The sequence below is a fragment of the Microbacterium sp. GXF7504 genome (genome assembly GCF_054798235.1).
The window spans coordinates 272,593-286,080 of record NZ_JBSJZI010000001.1 but is presented as its reverse complement, the minus strand read 5'-3'; the positions used below and the strand labels follow the sequence as shown (position 1 = coordinate 286,080).

The 13,488-nt window shown below is 69.7% G+C and carries 10 protein-coding genes; 7 read left to right on the top strand and 3 right to left on the bottom strand.

The annotated features are described in order from the left end of the window. On the bottom strand, positions 1-496 hold a 496-nt coding region (locus ACWAUO_RS01375), incomplete at its 3' end, for a LacI family DNA-binding transcriptional regulator (RefSeq protein ID WP_460772418.1). 280 nt (positions 497-776) lie between these two features. On the opposite strand from ACWAUO_RS01375, the gene ACWAUO_RS01370 reads away from it, so the two are divergent. The 4 genes from ACWAUO_RS01370 (at position 777) to ACWAUO_RS01355 (ending at position 7,073) form a co-directional block, all read left to right on the top strand. Beyond that, a complete protein-coding gene (locus ACWAUO_RS01370; RefSeq protein ID WP_460772416.1) occupies positions 777-2,102 on the top strand; it encodes an ABC transporter substrate-binding protein in 1,326 nt (441 codons plus the stop codon). Between the two features lie 78 nt (positions 2,103-2,180). Then, positions 2,181-3,524, top strand: a complete 1,344-nt coding sequence (locus ACWAUO_RS01365; RefSeq protein ID WP_460772414.1) for a carbohydrate ABC transporter permease — start codon at positions 2,181-2,183, stop codon at positions 3,522-3,524. Then, on the top strand, positions 3,524-4,495 hold the full coding sequence (locus ACWAUO_RS01360) for a carbohydrate ABC transporter permease (protein ID WP_460772413.1): 972 nt from the start codon (positions 3,524-3,526) through the stop codon (positions 4,493-4,495). Before ACWAUO_RS01365 ends, ACWAUO_RS01360 begins: the two co-directional genes overlap by 1 nt. A gap of 139 nt (positions 4,496-4,634) precedes the next feature. Beyond that, positions 4,635-7,073 carry an HAD-IC family P-type ATPase gene (locus ACWAUO_RS01355; RefSeq protein ID WP_460772411.1) on the top strand — a complete coding sequence of 813 codons (2,439 nt, stop codon included), beginning with the start codon at positions 4,635-4,637 and terminating at the stop codon, positions 7,071-7,073. On the opposite strand, the gene ACWAUO_RS01350 is transcribed toward ACWAUO_RS01355, so the two are convergent. Then, on the bottom strand, positions 7,025-7,453 hold the full coding sequence (locus ACWAUO_RS01350) for a hypothetical protein (RefSeq protein WP_460772409.1): 429 nt from the start codon (positions 7,451-7,453) through the stop codon (positions 7,025-7,027). The two genes, ACWAUO_RS01355 and ACWAUO_RS01350, sit on opposite strands and share 49 nt — an antisense overlap. 97 nt (positions 7,454-7,550) lie before the next feature. Between ACWAUO_RS01350 and ACWAUO_RS01345 the strand changes: the two genes are divergently transcribed. After that, the gene (locus ACWAUO_RS01345; protein ID WP_460772407.1) at positions 7,551-8,888 is read left to right on the top strand and encodes a multidrug effflux MFS transporter; all 1,338 of its coding nucleotides are present in this window, start codon (positions 7,551-7,553) and stop codon (positions 8,886-8,888) included. 35 nt (positions 8,889-8,923) lie between these two features. After that, positions 8,924-9,574 carry a phosphatase PAP2 family protein gene (locus ACWAUO_RS01340; protein ID WP_460772405.1) on the top strand — a complete coding sequence of 217 codons (651 nt, stop codon included), beginning with the start codon at positions 8,924-8,926 and terminating at the stop codon, positions 9,572-9,574. Here ACWAUO_RS01340 and ACWAUO_RS01335 read toward each other — a convergent pair. Continuing rightward, complete coding sequence (locus ACWAUO_RS01335) at positions 9,498-11,027, bottom strand: MFS transporter (RefSeq protein ID WP_460772404.1); 1,530 nt, start codon at positions 11,025-11,027, stop codon at positions 9,498-9,500. The two genes, ACWAUO_RS01340 and ACWAUO_RS01335, sit on opposite strands and share 77 nt — an antisense overlap. 107 nt (positions 11,028-11,134) lie before the next feature. Here ACWAUO_RS01335 and ACWAUO_RS01330 point away from each other — a divergent pair, with 107 nt between their 5' ends. Beyond that, positions 11,135-13,459 (top strand): FdhF/YdeP family oxidoreductase, encoded by a 2,325-nt coding sequence (locus ACWAUO_RS01330; RefSeq protein WP_460772403.1) that lies wholly within the window; start codon positions 11,135-11,137, stop codon positions 13,457-13,459. Positions 13,460-13,488: the final 29 nt, after the last annotated feature.

The window sequence follows — 13,488 nt, the reverse complement described above, 5'->3', positions numbered from 1 at the left end:
CCCGATGCGCGGCATCCTCGTCGTCGATCGTGACGACGCTCGTGCGCGGGCCGGATCCGATGACGCTGACCACGGGTTTGCCCAGGGACAGCATCCGCTCCAGCTCGTCCTCCTGCGGCTCGAGTCCCACCGCGATGAGGCCGTCGAACCGCTTGCGGGCGAGGAAGTCGTCGAAGATCCGCCGTCGCCGGTCCGAACCCGGCGTCGCGTCGTACAGCGTCAGGTCGAGGCCTCGCTCCAGCAGTGCGGACTGGATGCCCTCCAGCACCTCCGCGAAGAACCACCGGTTCACGTACGGCATCACCACGCCCACGTTCTGGGTGCGGCCGGTCGCGAGACTCTGCGCGTTCGTCGACGGGACGTAGCCCAGGGTGACGGCGGCGGAGGTGACACGTTCGCGGGTCGCGGGGGAGACGTACCCCGCGCCGCTCAGCGCTCGGCTGGCGGTCGACTTCGACACGCCCGCCAGACGCGCGACATCCGCGATTCCGCTCACCCCTGGTCGCCTCCTCGCTGACCACCCGTCATAGACCGTCCACATGATATGGGACATCGCCGCCGATCTGGAACCGGTTGCTGAACAGGCCCTGATCACGGGAGCGCTCTCATTCACTCTACACGCCACCGGGAGCGCTCCCAACGTCGTCTTTACCGACTCGTGATGGAGCTGTATTGTGATGGCGACCCGATTCCCTTACGGTTGCATGGAATCGGTTCCCGAGTGGATCTGATGTGGCGGACCATGATGTCCGCCGCTCAATGAGGAGAGGAATCACATGCTCACGACACAGCGGCGCCGTCTTCTGGTGCCCTTCGCCATCGCCGGTGTCGCCGGCCTGGCGCTGACCGGGTGTGCAGAGAGCTCCGACAGCGGCAGCTCGTCGGGCAGCTCGACGGTCAAGATCTCGGGCGGTATCACCGGCACCGAGGCGGACGCGCTGAACGAGGCGTTCGCCGAGTTCACCGAGGAGACCGGCATCAAGGTCGAGTACACCGGCGACAAGAGCTTCGAGGGCAACATCGTGACGAAGGTGGCCGGAGGCTCGGCCCCCGACATCGCGATCGTCCCGCAGCCCGGTCTGCTCAAGAGCCTCGTCGAGACCGGCGAGGTCAAGCCCGCGCCCGAGGGCGTCGAGGCCAACGTCGACGAGTACTGGTCGGCCGACTGGAAGTCGTACGGCACGGTCGACGACACCTTCTACGCGGCCCCCATGCTCGCCAACGTCAAGGGCTACGTCTGGTACTCCCCGAAGAGCTTCGCGGAGTGGGGCGTCGAGGTCCCGAAGACCTGGGACGAGATGATGACGCTCACCCAGACCATCCAGCAGACGACCGGCAACGCCCCGTGGTGCGCCGGCTTCGCGTCCGGCGACGCCTCGGGCTGGCCGGGCACCGACTGGATCGAGGACCTCGTGCTCCGTCAGTCCGGCCCCGAGGTCTACGACCAGTGGGTCGCCGACGAGGTGAAGTTCACCGACGCCCCCATCAAGGAGGCGTTCGAGACCCTCGGCACCATCCTGCTCGACCCGAACTACGTCAACGCCGGGTTCGGTGACGTGCGGAGCATCAACTCCACCGCGTTCGCCGACGTCGCGGCCCCGGTCGCCGACGGCACCTGCGCGCTGACCCACCAGGCGTCGTTCCTCTCGTCGAACTTCCTCGACGTGACGAACTCCGCCGGTGAGCCGGTCACGGTCGCCCCCGACGGCGACGTGTACGCGTTCCTCCTCCCCGGCTTCGAAGAGGGCGGCGAGACCTACGTCGAGGCCGGTGGCGAGTTCGTCGCCGCGTTCTCCGACGACGAGAACGTGGTCAAGGTGCTCGAGTTCATGTCGAGCCCGGAGTTCGCAGACGCCCGTGTCGCCCTCGGCGGCGTGATCTCGGCGAACCAGGGCGCCGACCCGTCGCTCGCCTCCAGCGAGTTCCTCACCGACGCGATGACGCTGCTGCAGGACCCGAACACCGTCGTCCGCTTCGACGCATCCGACCTGATGCCCGCCACCGTGGGCTCCGGATCCTTCTGGAAGGGCATGGTCAACTGGATCGACGGCAAGTCGACCGACGCCGTGCTCGAGGAGATCCAGGCCGGTTACGAGAACTGACCGACGCATGATGCGGTGGGGTCGCCCGGAGACGGGCGGCCCCATCGTTCTCGACGCACCGAGGGAGACAGGGGAGAGATGTCCACGCCCACGCAGACCGGCACACCTCCGGTCACACGTTCCGACGCCGCAGCGCCGCGGCAGAAATCGTCCACGCTGAAACGCGCCGCGGGGATCATCGCGATCGTCTCCGGTGTCGGACTGGTGGCGATGCTCGTCCTCCTGCTGGCGAGCTCCGGCAACCCCGACGCCGCACCCACCACCATCGGCTTCTCGCTCAACACCTTCTTCATCTGGCTCGGCAACCTGCCGCCGCTCCTGCAGATCCCGATCGTCGTGGTCGTGTTCGGCGTGGTCGTCGGCGTGCTGCTGCTCCTCATCGAGTTCGCGCCCCGCCCCGGCAAGGGCTACTTCTGGCTGCGCCTGGGCGCCAGCATCCTCATCCCGATCATCGCGTTCATGCTGCTGCGGCCCTACCAGAACGCGGTCGTCTACGTCGTCGCGATCGGCCTGTTCGCCGGCGCGCTGCTGTTCTTCGCCGACTACCGCGCCCGTGCGGGCGAGGGCTACGGCTTCCAGCTCGTGCTGTTCCTCGCGCCCGCGCTCGCGATGGTCCTCGTCGGCCTCGTCTACCCGGCGATCTCGACGATCATCAAGTCGTTCTACGACAAGACCGGCGACAACTTCGTCTGGTTCGAGAACTACATCTGGACCTTCACCAACCCCGACGGCTTCTGGTCGGTCATCAACACCCTCATCTGGGCGCTGGTCGCGCCGATCTTCTCCACCTGCATCGGTCTCGCCTACGCGGTCTTCATCGACAGGGCCCGCGGCGAGAAGGTGCTGAAGGTCTTCGTCTTCATGCCGTACGCCATCTCGTTCGTCGGCGCCGGCATCATCTGGAAGTTCATCTACGACTACCGCCAGGGGCAGCAGATCGGTCTGCTCAACGCCATCATCACGATGTTCGGCGGCGAGCCGGTCAGCTGGCTCGACGCCCAGCCGCTCATCAACACCTTCTGCCTGCTCGCGGTGTTCATCTGGACCCAGACCGGGTTCGCGATGGTCATCCTCTCCGCCGCGATCAAGGCGGTGCCGACCGAGCAGATCGAGGCCGCGTCGCTCGACGGCGCGAACGCCTGGGAACGGTTCCGGAACGTGACGCTCCCCGGCATCCGCTCCTCGCTCATCGTCGTGCTGACCACGATCACCATCGCGTCGCTGAAGGTGTACGACATCGTCGCCGTCATGACCGGTGGCCGCTCCAACTCGACGGTGCTCGCCTTCGAGATGGTCAACCAGCAGCAGCGGTTCCAGAGCTACGGGCACTCCTCGGCCCTGGCGGTCGTGCTGTTCATCTTCGTGCTGCCGCTCATCATCTACAACGTGCGGCAGATGCGTAAGCAGAAGGAGATCCGCTGATGGCCTCGATCGACACCGTCCCCACCCTCAGCGCGAAGGCGCGCCGGGACGAGGCCCGCCGCACCCGCAAGAGCGAGAGCGAGGCGCAGAAGCGGCTCACCTCGAAGGGTGCCACCATCACCGCCGTCATCATCGCGGTGTTCTGGACCATCCCCACGTTCGGGCTGTTCGTCACCTCGTTCCGCCCCGGCTCGGAGTCGATGACCACCGGGTGGTGGACGTTCTTCGTCGACCCGCAGTTCACCCTGGAGAACTACTTCCAGGCGCTGACCGCGGGCGGCACCACGCTCACCCTCGGCGACTCGTTCATCAACTCGCTGGCGATCTCGATCCCGGCGACCATCATCCCGATCGCGATCGCGGCGCTGGCCGCATACGCCTTCGCGTGGATCCCGTTCCGCGGGCGCGGCTTCGCCTTCGTCGCGGTGTTCGCACTGCAGATCGTGCCGATCCAGATGGCGCTCGTGCCGCTGCTGACGATGTTCTCCCGCGGTCTCACGATCGGCGACGTGAACATCTTCCCCGGCTTCACGCTGCGCGACGTGGACCACAGCTTCGCAACGGTGTGGATCGCGCACGCGATCTTCGCGCTGCCGCTGGCGATCTTCCTGCTCCACAACTTCATCTCGGAGATCCCGGGCGAGCTCATCGAGGCCGCGCGCGTGGACGGTGCCGGGCACGGGCAGATCTTCTTCCGGATCATCCTGCCGCTGGCGATGCCCGCGATCGCCTCGTTCGCGATCTTCCAGTTCCTGTGGGTGTGGAACGACCTGCTCGTGGCGACGATCTTCGCGCCATCCTCGTCGCTGCCGCTGACCCAGACCCTGAACTCGTTGTCGGGCACATGGGGCAACCAGTGGTACCTGCAGTCGGCCGGTACGTTCATCTCGATCCTCGTGCCGCTGATCGTGTTCTTCGCGCTGCAGCGCTTCTTCGTCCGCGGCCTGCTCGCCGGCGCCACGAAGGGCTGACCGAACCGCGAGACTGCATCTGGGCGCCGAGACAGCGGGGTAACTCCGCAGTCTCGGCGCCCAGTTGCAGTTTCGGCGTCCATCGCCGGGAGCGAGCGCGGGAAAGGGCGGCGGGATGCGGCGTCGATAGCATGAGCGCATGCACACGGGGGAGCGGGCCGAGCAGGCCCTGACGGGGCTGAGCGCCGCCGAGGTCGACGAGCGGCGCCGGGACGGACGCACGAACGCGTTCGAGGCCGACAGCTCGCGCAGCATCGGCAGCATCGTCAGAGCGAACGTGTTCACCCTGTTCAACGGCATCGTCGGCGCGTGCTTCCTCGTGCTCCTGCTCGTCGGCCGCTGGCAGGACGCCCTCTTCGGCCTCGCCGCGTTCGCGAACGCCATCATCGGCTGCGTGCAGGAGTTCCGCGCGAAGGCCGCGCTCGACAAGCTCGCCCTGCTCAACGCCCCTCGCGCCCGCGTGCTCCGCGACGGCGTCGAGGCCGAGATCGCGCCCGCGGAGGTCGTGCTCGACGACGTGCTCGTGCTGCGCGCGGGCGACCAGGTGCCGGCGGACGCCGAGGTGGTCGACGTCCGCGGCCTGCAGATCGACGAGTCCATGCTCACCGGGGAATCGGATGCGGTCGACAAACGCCCCGGCGACGAGGCGCTCTCCGGCTCGGTCGTCGTCGGCGGTTCCGGCCACGCCCGCGTGAACCGGGTCGGCGCCGACTCGTACGCCAACCGCTTCGCGGCCGAGGCCAAGCGGTTCTCGATGGTGGGGAGCGAACTGCGCACCTCGATCAACCGGGTGCTCCGCTGGGTCGGGTGGGGGATCGGCCCCATCGGCCTGCTCGTGCTGAACGCGCAGATCCAGGTCGCCGGCGGCTGGGAGCACGCCTTCGCGAACGGCCACTGGGTGCAGGCCGTGGTGAACACGATCGCCTCGCTCACCGCGATGATCCCGCTCGGGCTCGTGCTCATGACCTCGATCGCGTTCGCCGTCGGCGCCGCCAAGCTCGCCCGCAAGCAGGTGCTCGTCAACGAGCTGCCCGCGGTGGAGGGGCTCGCCCGCGTCGACGTGGTGTGCCTCGACAAGACCGGCACGCTCACCGTCGGCGACATCGACTTCGCCGCATCCCACCCGCTCGCCGGCGCCGCCGCCGGCTGGGAGTCGGCGCTCGGCTGGTACGGGGCGGCGCCCGACGCGAACGCGACCTCCCGCTGTCTCGCCGGCGACTTCGCCGACCCGGGCGAGGCTGCCCTCGCCACGATCGCGTTCTCGTCCGCCCGCAAATGGAGCGCGGTGAGCCTCACCACGGGCACGTGGGTGCTGGGTGCGCCGGAGATGGTGTTCGGTGCACGGGCGACCGACCCCGACGACGCCCTCGGCGCGGTCGTGCTGCGCGAGGCGGCTGCGGGCCTTCGCACGCTCGTCCTCGGCCACAGCCCGGCGCCCCTCACGGACGCCGAGGTCGAGGCGGAGCTCCTGCCCGCCGACCTCGTGCCCGCCGTCGTGGTCACCTTCCGCGAGCAGGTGCGCGACGACGCCGCGAGCACCCTCGCCTACTTCGACGCGCAGGGCGTCGGCATCCGCATCATCTCCGGTGACAACCCGCGCACGGTCGCCGCCATCGCCCGGCAGGTCGGCGTCGACGTGGTCGACGGCTACGACGCCCGGATGCTGCCGACCGACGAGGCGGAGCTCGCCGAGGTGCTCGAGACCCACCGTGTGTTCGGCCGGGTGACCCCCGAGCAGAAGAAGGACATGGTCACCGCGCTCCAGAGCCGCGGCCACACGGTCGCGATGACCGGCGACGGCGTGAACGACGCGCTCGCGATCAAGACCGCCGACATCGGCATCGCGATGAACTCGGGCGCCGCGGCGACGAAGGCGGTCGCCCGGCTCGTGCTGCTCGACGGGCGGTTCTCGCACCTGCCGGACGTGGTGGCCGAGGGCCGCCAGGTCATCGCGAACATCGAGCGGGTCTCGATGCTGTTCCTCACGAAGACCGCCTACGCCACCGGCCTCGCCCTCCTGTTCGGCCTGCTCGTGCTGGAGTTCCCGTTCCTGCCCCGGCAGATGTCGATCACGGACGGCCTGACCATCGGCATCCCGGCGTTCTTCCTCGCGCTCATGCCGAACGCGCAGCGCTACATCCCCGGGTTCCTGCGGCGCTCGTTGTCGTTCGCGATCCCCGCCGGCATCGTCGTCGCGCTCACCCTCACCGGGTACACGCTCGTCTCGCGGTCGCTCGGCGTGGAGATGGACCAGCTGCGCACCGGGTCGACCATCATCCTCGCGGTCGTGGGCATCTGGATCCTCGCGATCCTCGCCCGTCCGCTGAACCGGTTCAAGGTGCTCGTCGTCGGGGCCATGTTCGTCGCGCTCATCGCGCTGTTCACCGTGCCGCTGAGCACGCAGTTCTTCCAGCTCGTCGACCCGGGGGAGAAGGCCGCATGGGCCCTCACCGGGTTCACGATCGCCGCGGTCCTCGTGATCGAGGCGATCCGGCTCGTGCAGCTGCGCTTCGTGCGCAGGTCGCTCGCTCAGGCAGCGGCGGTGGTGGGTGCCGCCTCGACTGCGCGGCGGAAGTAGCGGGCGCCCGGCGGCAGCCACAGCGCCGCGAGCACGAGCACGTTCAGCGACAGGTCGACGAGCGCCGACGCGTCCCAGCCGTCGGTTCGCACCACCGTGACCACCTGCGTCGCGATCTCGAGCACCGCGAAGACGGTGACGAGCAGGCGCGCGAGCCGGCTGCCGCGTCCGATCCCGGCGGCCAGCGCCAGGTTCAGCAGCCCGAAGAGCACGGTCGCGGCCCCGAGGAGCGACACCGCCAGCACGTCGTCGGCGGGCACCTGATAGCGGCTCAGCAGGATCAGGAGACCGCCGACGATGCTGACGGCGGCGCCGACCGCCACGAAGACGACGGCGGCGATCACGACGGCGGGACGCTTCGGATGCGTGGGCTCGGTCACGTCGTCACCATACCGGGCCGGTTCGACTAGCATCGGACGGTCCGTCCCGAATCGTTTCGTTCGGGACCATCCCCCGAATCCGGAAGCGACGTCGTCCGTGCCCGAGCACACCCCCGCACCCACCACCACCGGGAGCCTCCGCATCCCGCACAGCCCCACCGGCGCCATCCGCACCCTCGGCGCGAACCCGCGCACCGCGCCGATCATGCTGCACCCGGGCGACGCGATGTCGGGCCGCCGCCGCCTGCTGTACGTGCTGCTGCTCGGGGCGCTGACCGCGCTCGGCCCGTTCACGATCGACCTGTACCTGCCGGCGTTCCCGACGCTCGAGCGCGACTTCGACACGACGGCGGCGGCGATCCAGCTGACGCTCACCGGCACCATGATCGGGTTCGCACTCGGCCAGCTCATCGTGGGGCCCCTCAGCGACAAGCTCGGGCGCCGGGTGCCGCTGCTCGTCGTGACCGGGGTGCACGTGGTGGCCAGCACCGCCGCGGCGATCGCCCCCGACCTGCTGCTGCTCGGCGCCGCCCGCGTGCTCATGGGCGCCGGTGCCGCGGCGGGCGGTGTCGTGGCCGCCGCCATCGTGCGCGACCTGTTCGGCGGCAAGCGGCTCGTGGTCATGCTGTCACGGCTCGCGCTCGTCTCCGGCGTCGCGCCCGTGCTCGCGCCGCTCGTGGGCTCGTGGCTCCTCGGCGTCATGCCGTGGCGCGGCATCTTCGTGGTGCTCGCGGTCTACGGCGCGGTCATGCTCGTCTGCTCGCTCTTCCTCCTCCCCGAGACGCTGCCCAAAGCCCGTCGGCAGGAGCGCGGCGGCACCACCGCCCGGCAGCGCTACCGGGAGGTGTTCGGCGATCGGGTGTTCGTGGGCGTGCTCATCATCGGCGGCATGAGCTTCTCCGGCCTGTTCTCGTATTTGTCCGCGTCGTCGTTCCTGTTCCAGGAGAGCTACGGCTTCGATGCGCAGCAGTACGGCATCCTCTTCGCCGCGAACTCGATCGGCGTCGCCGCCGGCACCCAGCTCGCCGCACGGCTCGCCGCCCGCTTCGGCCCGCAGTGGGTGCTGGCGTTCTCGACCGCGGCGCTCGCGCTCGCCGCCGTCGCGATCGTCGTCACCGACCAGCTCGGCCTGGGCCTGTGGGGCACCGTGGTGCCGCTGTTCGTCTTCATGACCGCCGCGGGCTTCACCTTCCCCTGCGTGCAGGTGCTCGCGCTCGACCGGCACGGGTCGGCCGCCGGCACCGCGCAGTCGATCATCGGCGCGACGAACTTCGGCGTCGCCGGGATCATCTCGCCCCTCGTCGGCTGGCTGGCACGGGATGCGGGCATCACCGCGACCACGATGGCCTCGGTCATGGTCGGCTGCTCGATCATCGCCGTCGCCGCGCTCTGGGCCATCGTGCGGCCGCGGACGGTCGAACTGCTCACACCCTGACCCGGGGGCCGGTGCGCAGCGGGCAGAATGGCCCGATGGAAGCACTGCTGCGGCCCGTCTCTCGTCTCCTCCTGCCGGGACTGGTGCTGCTCGTGCTGGCGTCGGCGCTGGGCGCGTGGATCTCGCTGCAGGGGCCGGCGCCGTTCGCCATGGACACGGCATGGAACTCGGCGCTCGTCAAGTGGCGCGTGACGTGGCTCGAGGTCTTCTCCCTGACGCTGGGAGTGGTCGGCGGCGTCTGGGCGAGCGTGATCGTCACGGTCGCCGGCGCCGTGCTCCTCCTGCTCTTCCGGCGGCCGCGGAGCGCGGCGTTCCTCGTCGCGGCGCAACTCGTGAGCGCCGGGCTGGTGCAGGCGCTCAAGCACCTGTTCGGGCGGGCGCGGCCGGAGGAGATCATCGTCGTCAGCGACTACGGATCGTTCCCCTCCGGCCACGCGGCCAACGCGGCGACGCTGGCGGTCGTCGCGTTCGTCCTGTTCCCACGCGTCTGGGTGGCGGTGGCGGGTGCGCTCTGGGTCGTGCTGATGGCGTTCAGTCGCACCTATCTCCACGCCCACTGGGTGAGCGACACCATCGGTGGTGCGCTCGTGGGTGCGGGCGCCGTGCTGGTCACGGCTGCGGCGTTCGCTCCGCTGCTGCGTCGCGAGTCGCCGGCGCATCCGGGGCGTCCGCACCCACCGGCGTGAGCGGCATCGTGGAGGTGTCGATGTACGGGTTCTCGTCCTGGTGCTCGACGAGGTCCTCCGCCTCCGCCTCGGTCTCGACCGCCGGCACCGAGCCGAGCAGCGGCCGCTTCGCCGTCTCCCGCATGGCGAGCAGCGCCAGCGCACCGATCGCGGCGAAGAACATGATGTAGAACGCCGGCATGTACGTGTTGCCGGTGAGCTCGATGAGCCCCTGGCTGAACAGCGGGGTCGTGCCGCCGAAGAGCGACACCGACACGTTGTAGGCGATCGCCATCGCACCGAACCGGCTCGCGGTCGGGAACAGCGCCGGAAGGGCGGATGCGGCCACCGCGACGTAGAACGCCACCGGGATCGCGACCATCGCGAGCGCGACGAACACGGCCCACTCCTCGCCGATCTGCATGACCGCGAACGCCGGCACCATGAGCACGATCGTCGACCCCGCGGCGATGAGGTAGACGGGCTTGCGCCCGATGCGGTCGCTGAGGCGGCCGATGAGCGGCAGGCACGCCGACATGACGAGCAGCACCGGCACCGTCGCGACCGCGGCGCCGAGGTTCGACACCCCGACCACGGACTCGAGGTACGTCGGCATGTAGCTCGTGAGCGCGTAGCCCGCGGTGTTCGTGGCCGCCACGATGGCGATGCCGATGAGCACCTCGCGCCAGTGGTGGCGGAGGATGCCGAGGACGCCGTGGCGTGCCATCGGGTCGTGGGCGGTGTCGACGTGGGCGGTGTCGGTGACCTCCTGCTCGTGCTCGAACGTGGGGGTCTCCGGGATGCGGAGCCGGAACCAGATGGCGACGATGCCGAGGGGGATCGCGACGAGGAACGGGATGCGCCAGCCGAAGTCGACCATGGCGTCCTCGCCCCAGAGGTTCGTCGTGACGAGCGAGGTCAGGGCGACGACCGAGGCGCCGGCCGCGAAGCCGACGTACGAGCCGACGTCCAACCAGGACGACCAGAATCCGCGGGTGCGGTCGGGGGAGAACTCGGACACGTAGGTCGTCGCCCCGGCGTACTCGCCGCCGGTGGAGAAGCCCTGGATCATCTTCAGGACGTACAGCGGCACGATCGCCCACAGCCCGATCTGGGCGGAGGTGGGCAGCACACCGATGAGGGCGGTGGCGGCGGCCATCATGGCCATCGTGAGGAAGAGGACGCGCTGGCGGCCGATGCGGTCGCCGAGCGGTCCGAGGACCAGCCCGCCGATCGGGCGGACGAGGAACGAGACGGCGAAACCGAGCAGGGTGACCAGCAGGCCCCAGGGTTCGGGCAGGTCTGCCGTGAACACGGCGGCGAGCGTCACGGCGAGGTAGCCGTAGATCCCAAAGTCGAACCATTCCATGAAATTGCCGACGACGGTGCCGCTGATCGCCGTGCGCACCCGGGGTTTGTCGACGACGATGACGTCGTCGACCTCGAGGCGCGGAGCATCGTGAGAATTCGTCATCCTTCCACGTTGCCCAGGCCCCGCGGCGGAACAGGGTGGGTCGCGCGCGACGGTGCGGTTGTGCTAACCGGCCCGGGTGCCGCGGCGCAACCCCTACTATCAGAGGTATGGCGACGAAGCCCCCGACCTCCGACATCGACGAGACCAAGCTGCACGTCTCCGCGCCGAAGAAGAAGGCCGTCGGCGTGCCCGCCGTGCTGCACGCGCTGCAGATGGCGAACGAGCAGATGGGCGTGACGCGCAGCATCCGGACCCTCCTGCGCGTCAACCAGAAGGACGGCTTCGACTGTCCCGGCTGCGCCTGGCCCGAGAACGAGCGCCGGCACATCGCGGAGTTCTGCGAGAACGGCGCGAAGGCGGTCGCCGAGGAGGCGACGCTGCGCCGGGTGGGTCCGGAGTTCTTCGCCGCGCACTCCATCGACGAGCTCCGCGCCCACGACGACTGGTGGCTCGGCCAGCAAGGACGCCTCACCCACCCGATGGTCCTGGAGGAGGGCGCGACCCACTACACGCCCATCTCGTGGGACGACGCGCTGCGCGAGGTCGCCGACGCGATCCGCGGGCTCGACGACCCCGACGAGGCCGTCTTCTACACGTCCGGCCGCGCCTCGAACGAGTCGGCGTTCCTCTACCAGCTGCTCGTGCGCGGCATCGGCACGAACAATCTCCCCGACTGCTCCAACATGTGCCACGAGTCGTCGGGATCGGCGCTCACCGAGACGATCGGCATCGGCAAGGGCACCGTCTCGATCGAGGACGTCTACAAGGCCGACCTCATCATCGTCGCCGGGCAGAACCCGGGCACCAACCACCCGCGGATGCTGAGCGCCCTCGAGAAGGCGAAGCAGAACGGCGCGAAGGTCATCGCGGTGAACCCGCTGCCGGAGGCCGGGCTCCAGCGGTTCGAGAACCCCCAGACGGTGAAGGGCGTGCTGCTGGGCGGCACCCCCATCGCCGACCGGTTCGTGCAGATCCGCCTCGGCGGCGACCAGGCCCTGTTCCAGGCGATCGGGAAGCACCTGCTCGAGGTCGAGGCGCGCGAGGGCGGTGTCGTCGACCAGGACTTCGTCCGCGCGTACACCAGCGGCTTCGAGGCCTACCGCGACGCGATGGCCGCCGCATCCTGGCCCGAGCTCGAGACCGCGACCGGCCTGTCGGAGGCGGAGCTGCGCGAGATCGCCGAAGCCGTCCGGGCGTCGTCCGCGACGATCGTGTGCTGGGCGATGGGACTGACCCAGCACAAGCACTCGGTGCCCACGCTCCGCGAGGTCGTGAACGTGCTGCTGCTGCAGGGGAACATCGGCCGGCCCGGTGCCGGCGTGTGCCCGGTGCGCGGCCACTCCAACGTGCAGGGAGACCGCACCGTCGGCATCTACGAGAAGCCCTCCGACGCCTTCCTCGACGCACTCGCCGCCGAGTTCTCGTTCGCCCCGCCGCGCGAGCACGGCTTCGACACCGTCGCCGCGATCCGCGCGATGGACGAGGGCCGGGTGCGCTTCTTCATGGGCCTTGGCGGCAACTTCATCTCCGCCACCCCCGACACCGAGGTCGTGCAGCGCGGCATGGCCAAGCTCGACCTCAGCGTGCAGGTGTCGACGAAGCTCAACCGTTCGCACGTCGACACCGCGAAGCGCGCGATCATCCTCCCCGTCCTCGGCCGCACCGACCGCGACCGCCGCGGCGGCGTCGAGCAGCGCGTCTCGGTCGAGGACTCGATGGGGGCCGTGCACTCCTCGCGCGGCCGGCTCGCGCCGCCCGTCGAGGACCTCCTCAGCGAGGTCGCGATCGTCGCGCGCCTGTGCGACCTCCTCTTCGGCGAGCGGGCCGAGGCGCGGCCGGAGAACGCACCGCGCGCCGACTGGACCGGGCTCGAGATGGACTACGCCCGCATCCGCGCGCACATCGAGCACGTGGTGCCCGGCTTCGAGGACTACGAGCGCCGCATCGACAAGGGGCGCACGTTCTTCCTCCCGAACGGGCCGCGCGACGAGCGGCGGTTCGCCACGAGCGACGGCCTCGCGCACTTCACCGTGAACGCGTTGGAGTACCCGCACATCCCGGAGGGGCGACTGCTCCTGCAGACCCTCCGCTCGCACGACCAGTACAACACCACGATCTACGGCAAGGACGACCGCTACCGCGGTATCCACGACGGGCGCCGGGTGGTGCTCATCAACGCGGAGGACATCGCGGCGGCCGGGTTCCGCGAGGACGACGTCGTCGACCTCGTCTCGGAGTGGACGGGTCCCGACGGGCACCTCGAGGAGCGTCGCGCCGAGCGGTTCCGGCTCGTGGCGTACGACACCCCGCGCCGGAACGTCGCCGCGTACTACCCGGAGACGAACGTGCTGGTGCCGTTGGAGTCGGTCGCCGACGTGTCGGGCACGCCGACGTCGAAGGCGGTCGTCGTGCGGCTCGAGCGCTGCGGCTGACGCCCCGGCCCGGCGCGGCGGCCGATACC

Coding starts and splice junctions, on each gene's coding strand:
- ACWAUO_RS01370 (WP_460772416.1), top strand. CDS start 777: ATGCTCACGACACAGCGGCGCCGTCTTCTGGTGCCCTTCGCCATCGCC.
- ACWAUO_RS01365 (WP_460772414.1), top strand. CDS start 2,181: ATGTCCACGCCCACGCAGACCGGCACACCTCCGGTCACACGTTCCGAC.
- ACWAUO_RS01360 (WP_460772413.1), top strand. CDS start 3,524: ATGGCCTCGATCGACACCGTCCCCACCCTCAGCGCGAAGGCGCGCCGG.
- ACWAUO_RS01355 (WP_460772411.1), top strand. CDS start 4,635: ATGCACACGGGGGAGCGGGCCGAGCAGGCCCTGACGGGGCTGAGCGCC.
- ACWAUO_RS01340 (WP_460772405.1), top strand. CDS start 8,924: ATGGAAGCACTGCTGCGGCCCGTCTCTCGTCTCCTCCTGCCGGGACTG.
- ACWAUO_RS01335 (WP_460772404.1), bottom strand. CDS start 11,027: ATGACGAATTCTCACGATGCTCCGCGCCTCGAGGTCGACGACGTCATC.
- ACWAUO_RS01330 (WP_460772403.1), top strand. CDS start 11,135: ATGGCGACGAAGCCCCCGACCTCCGACATCGACGAGACCAAGCTGCAC.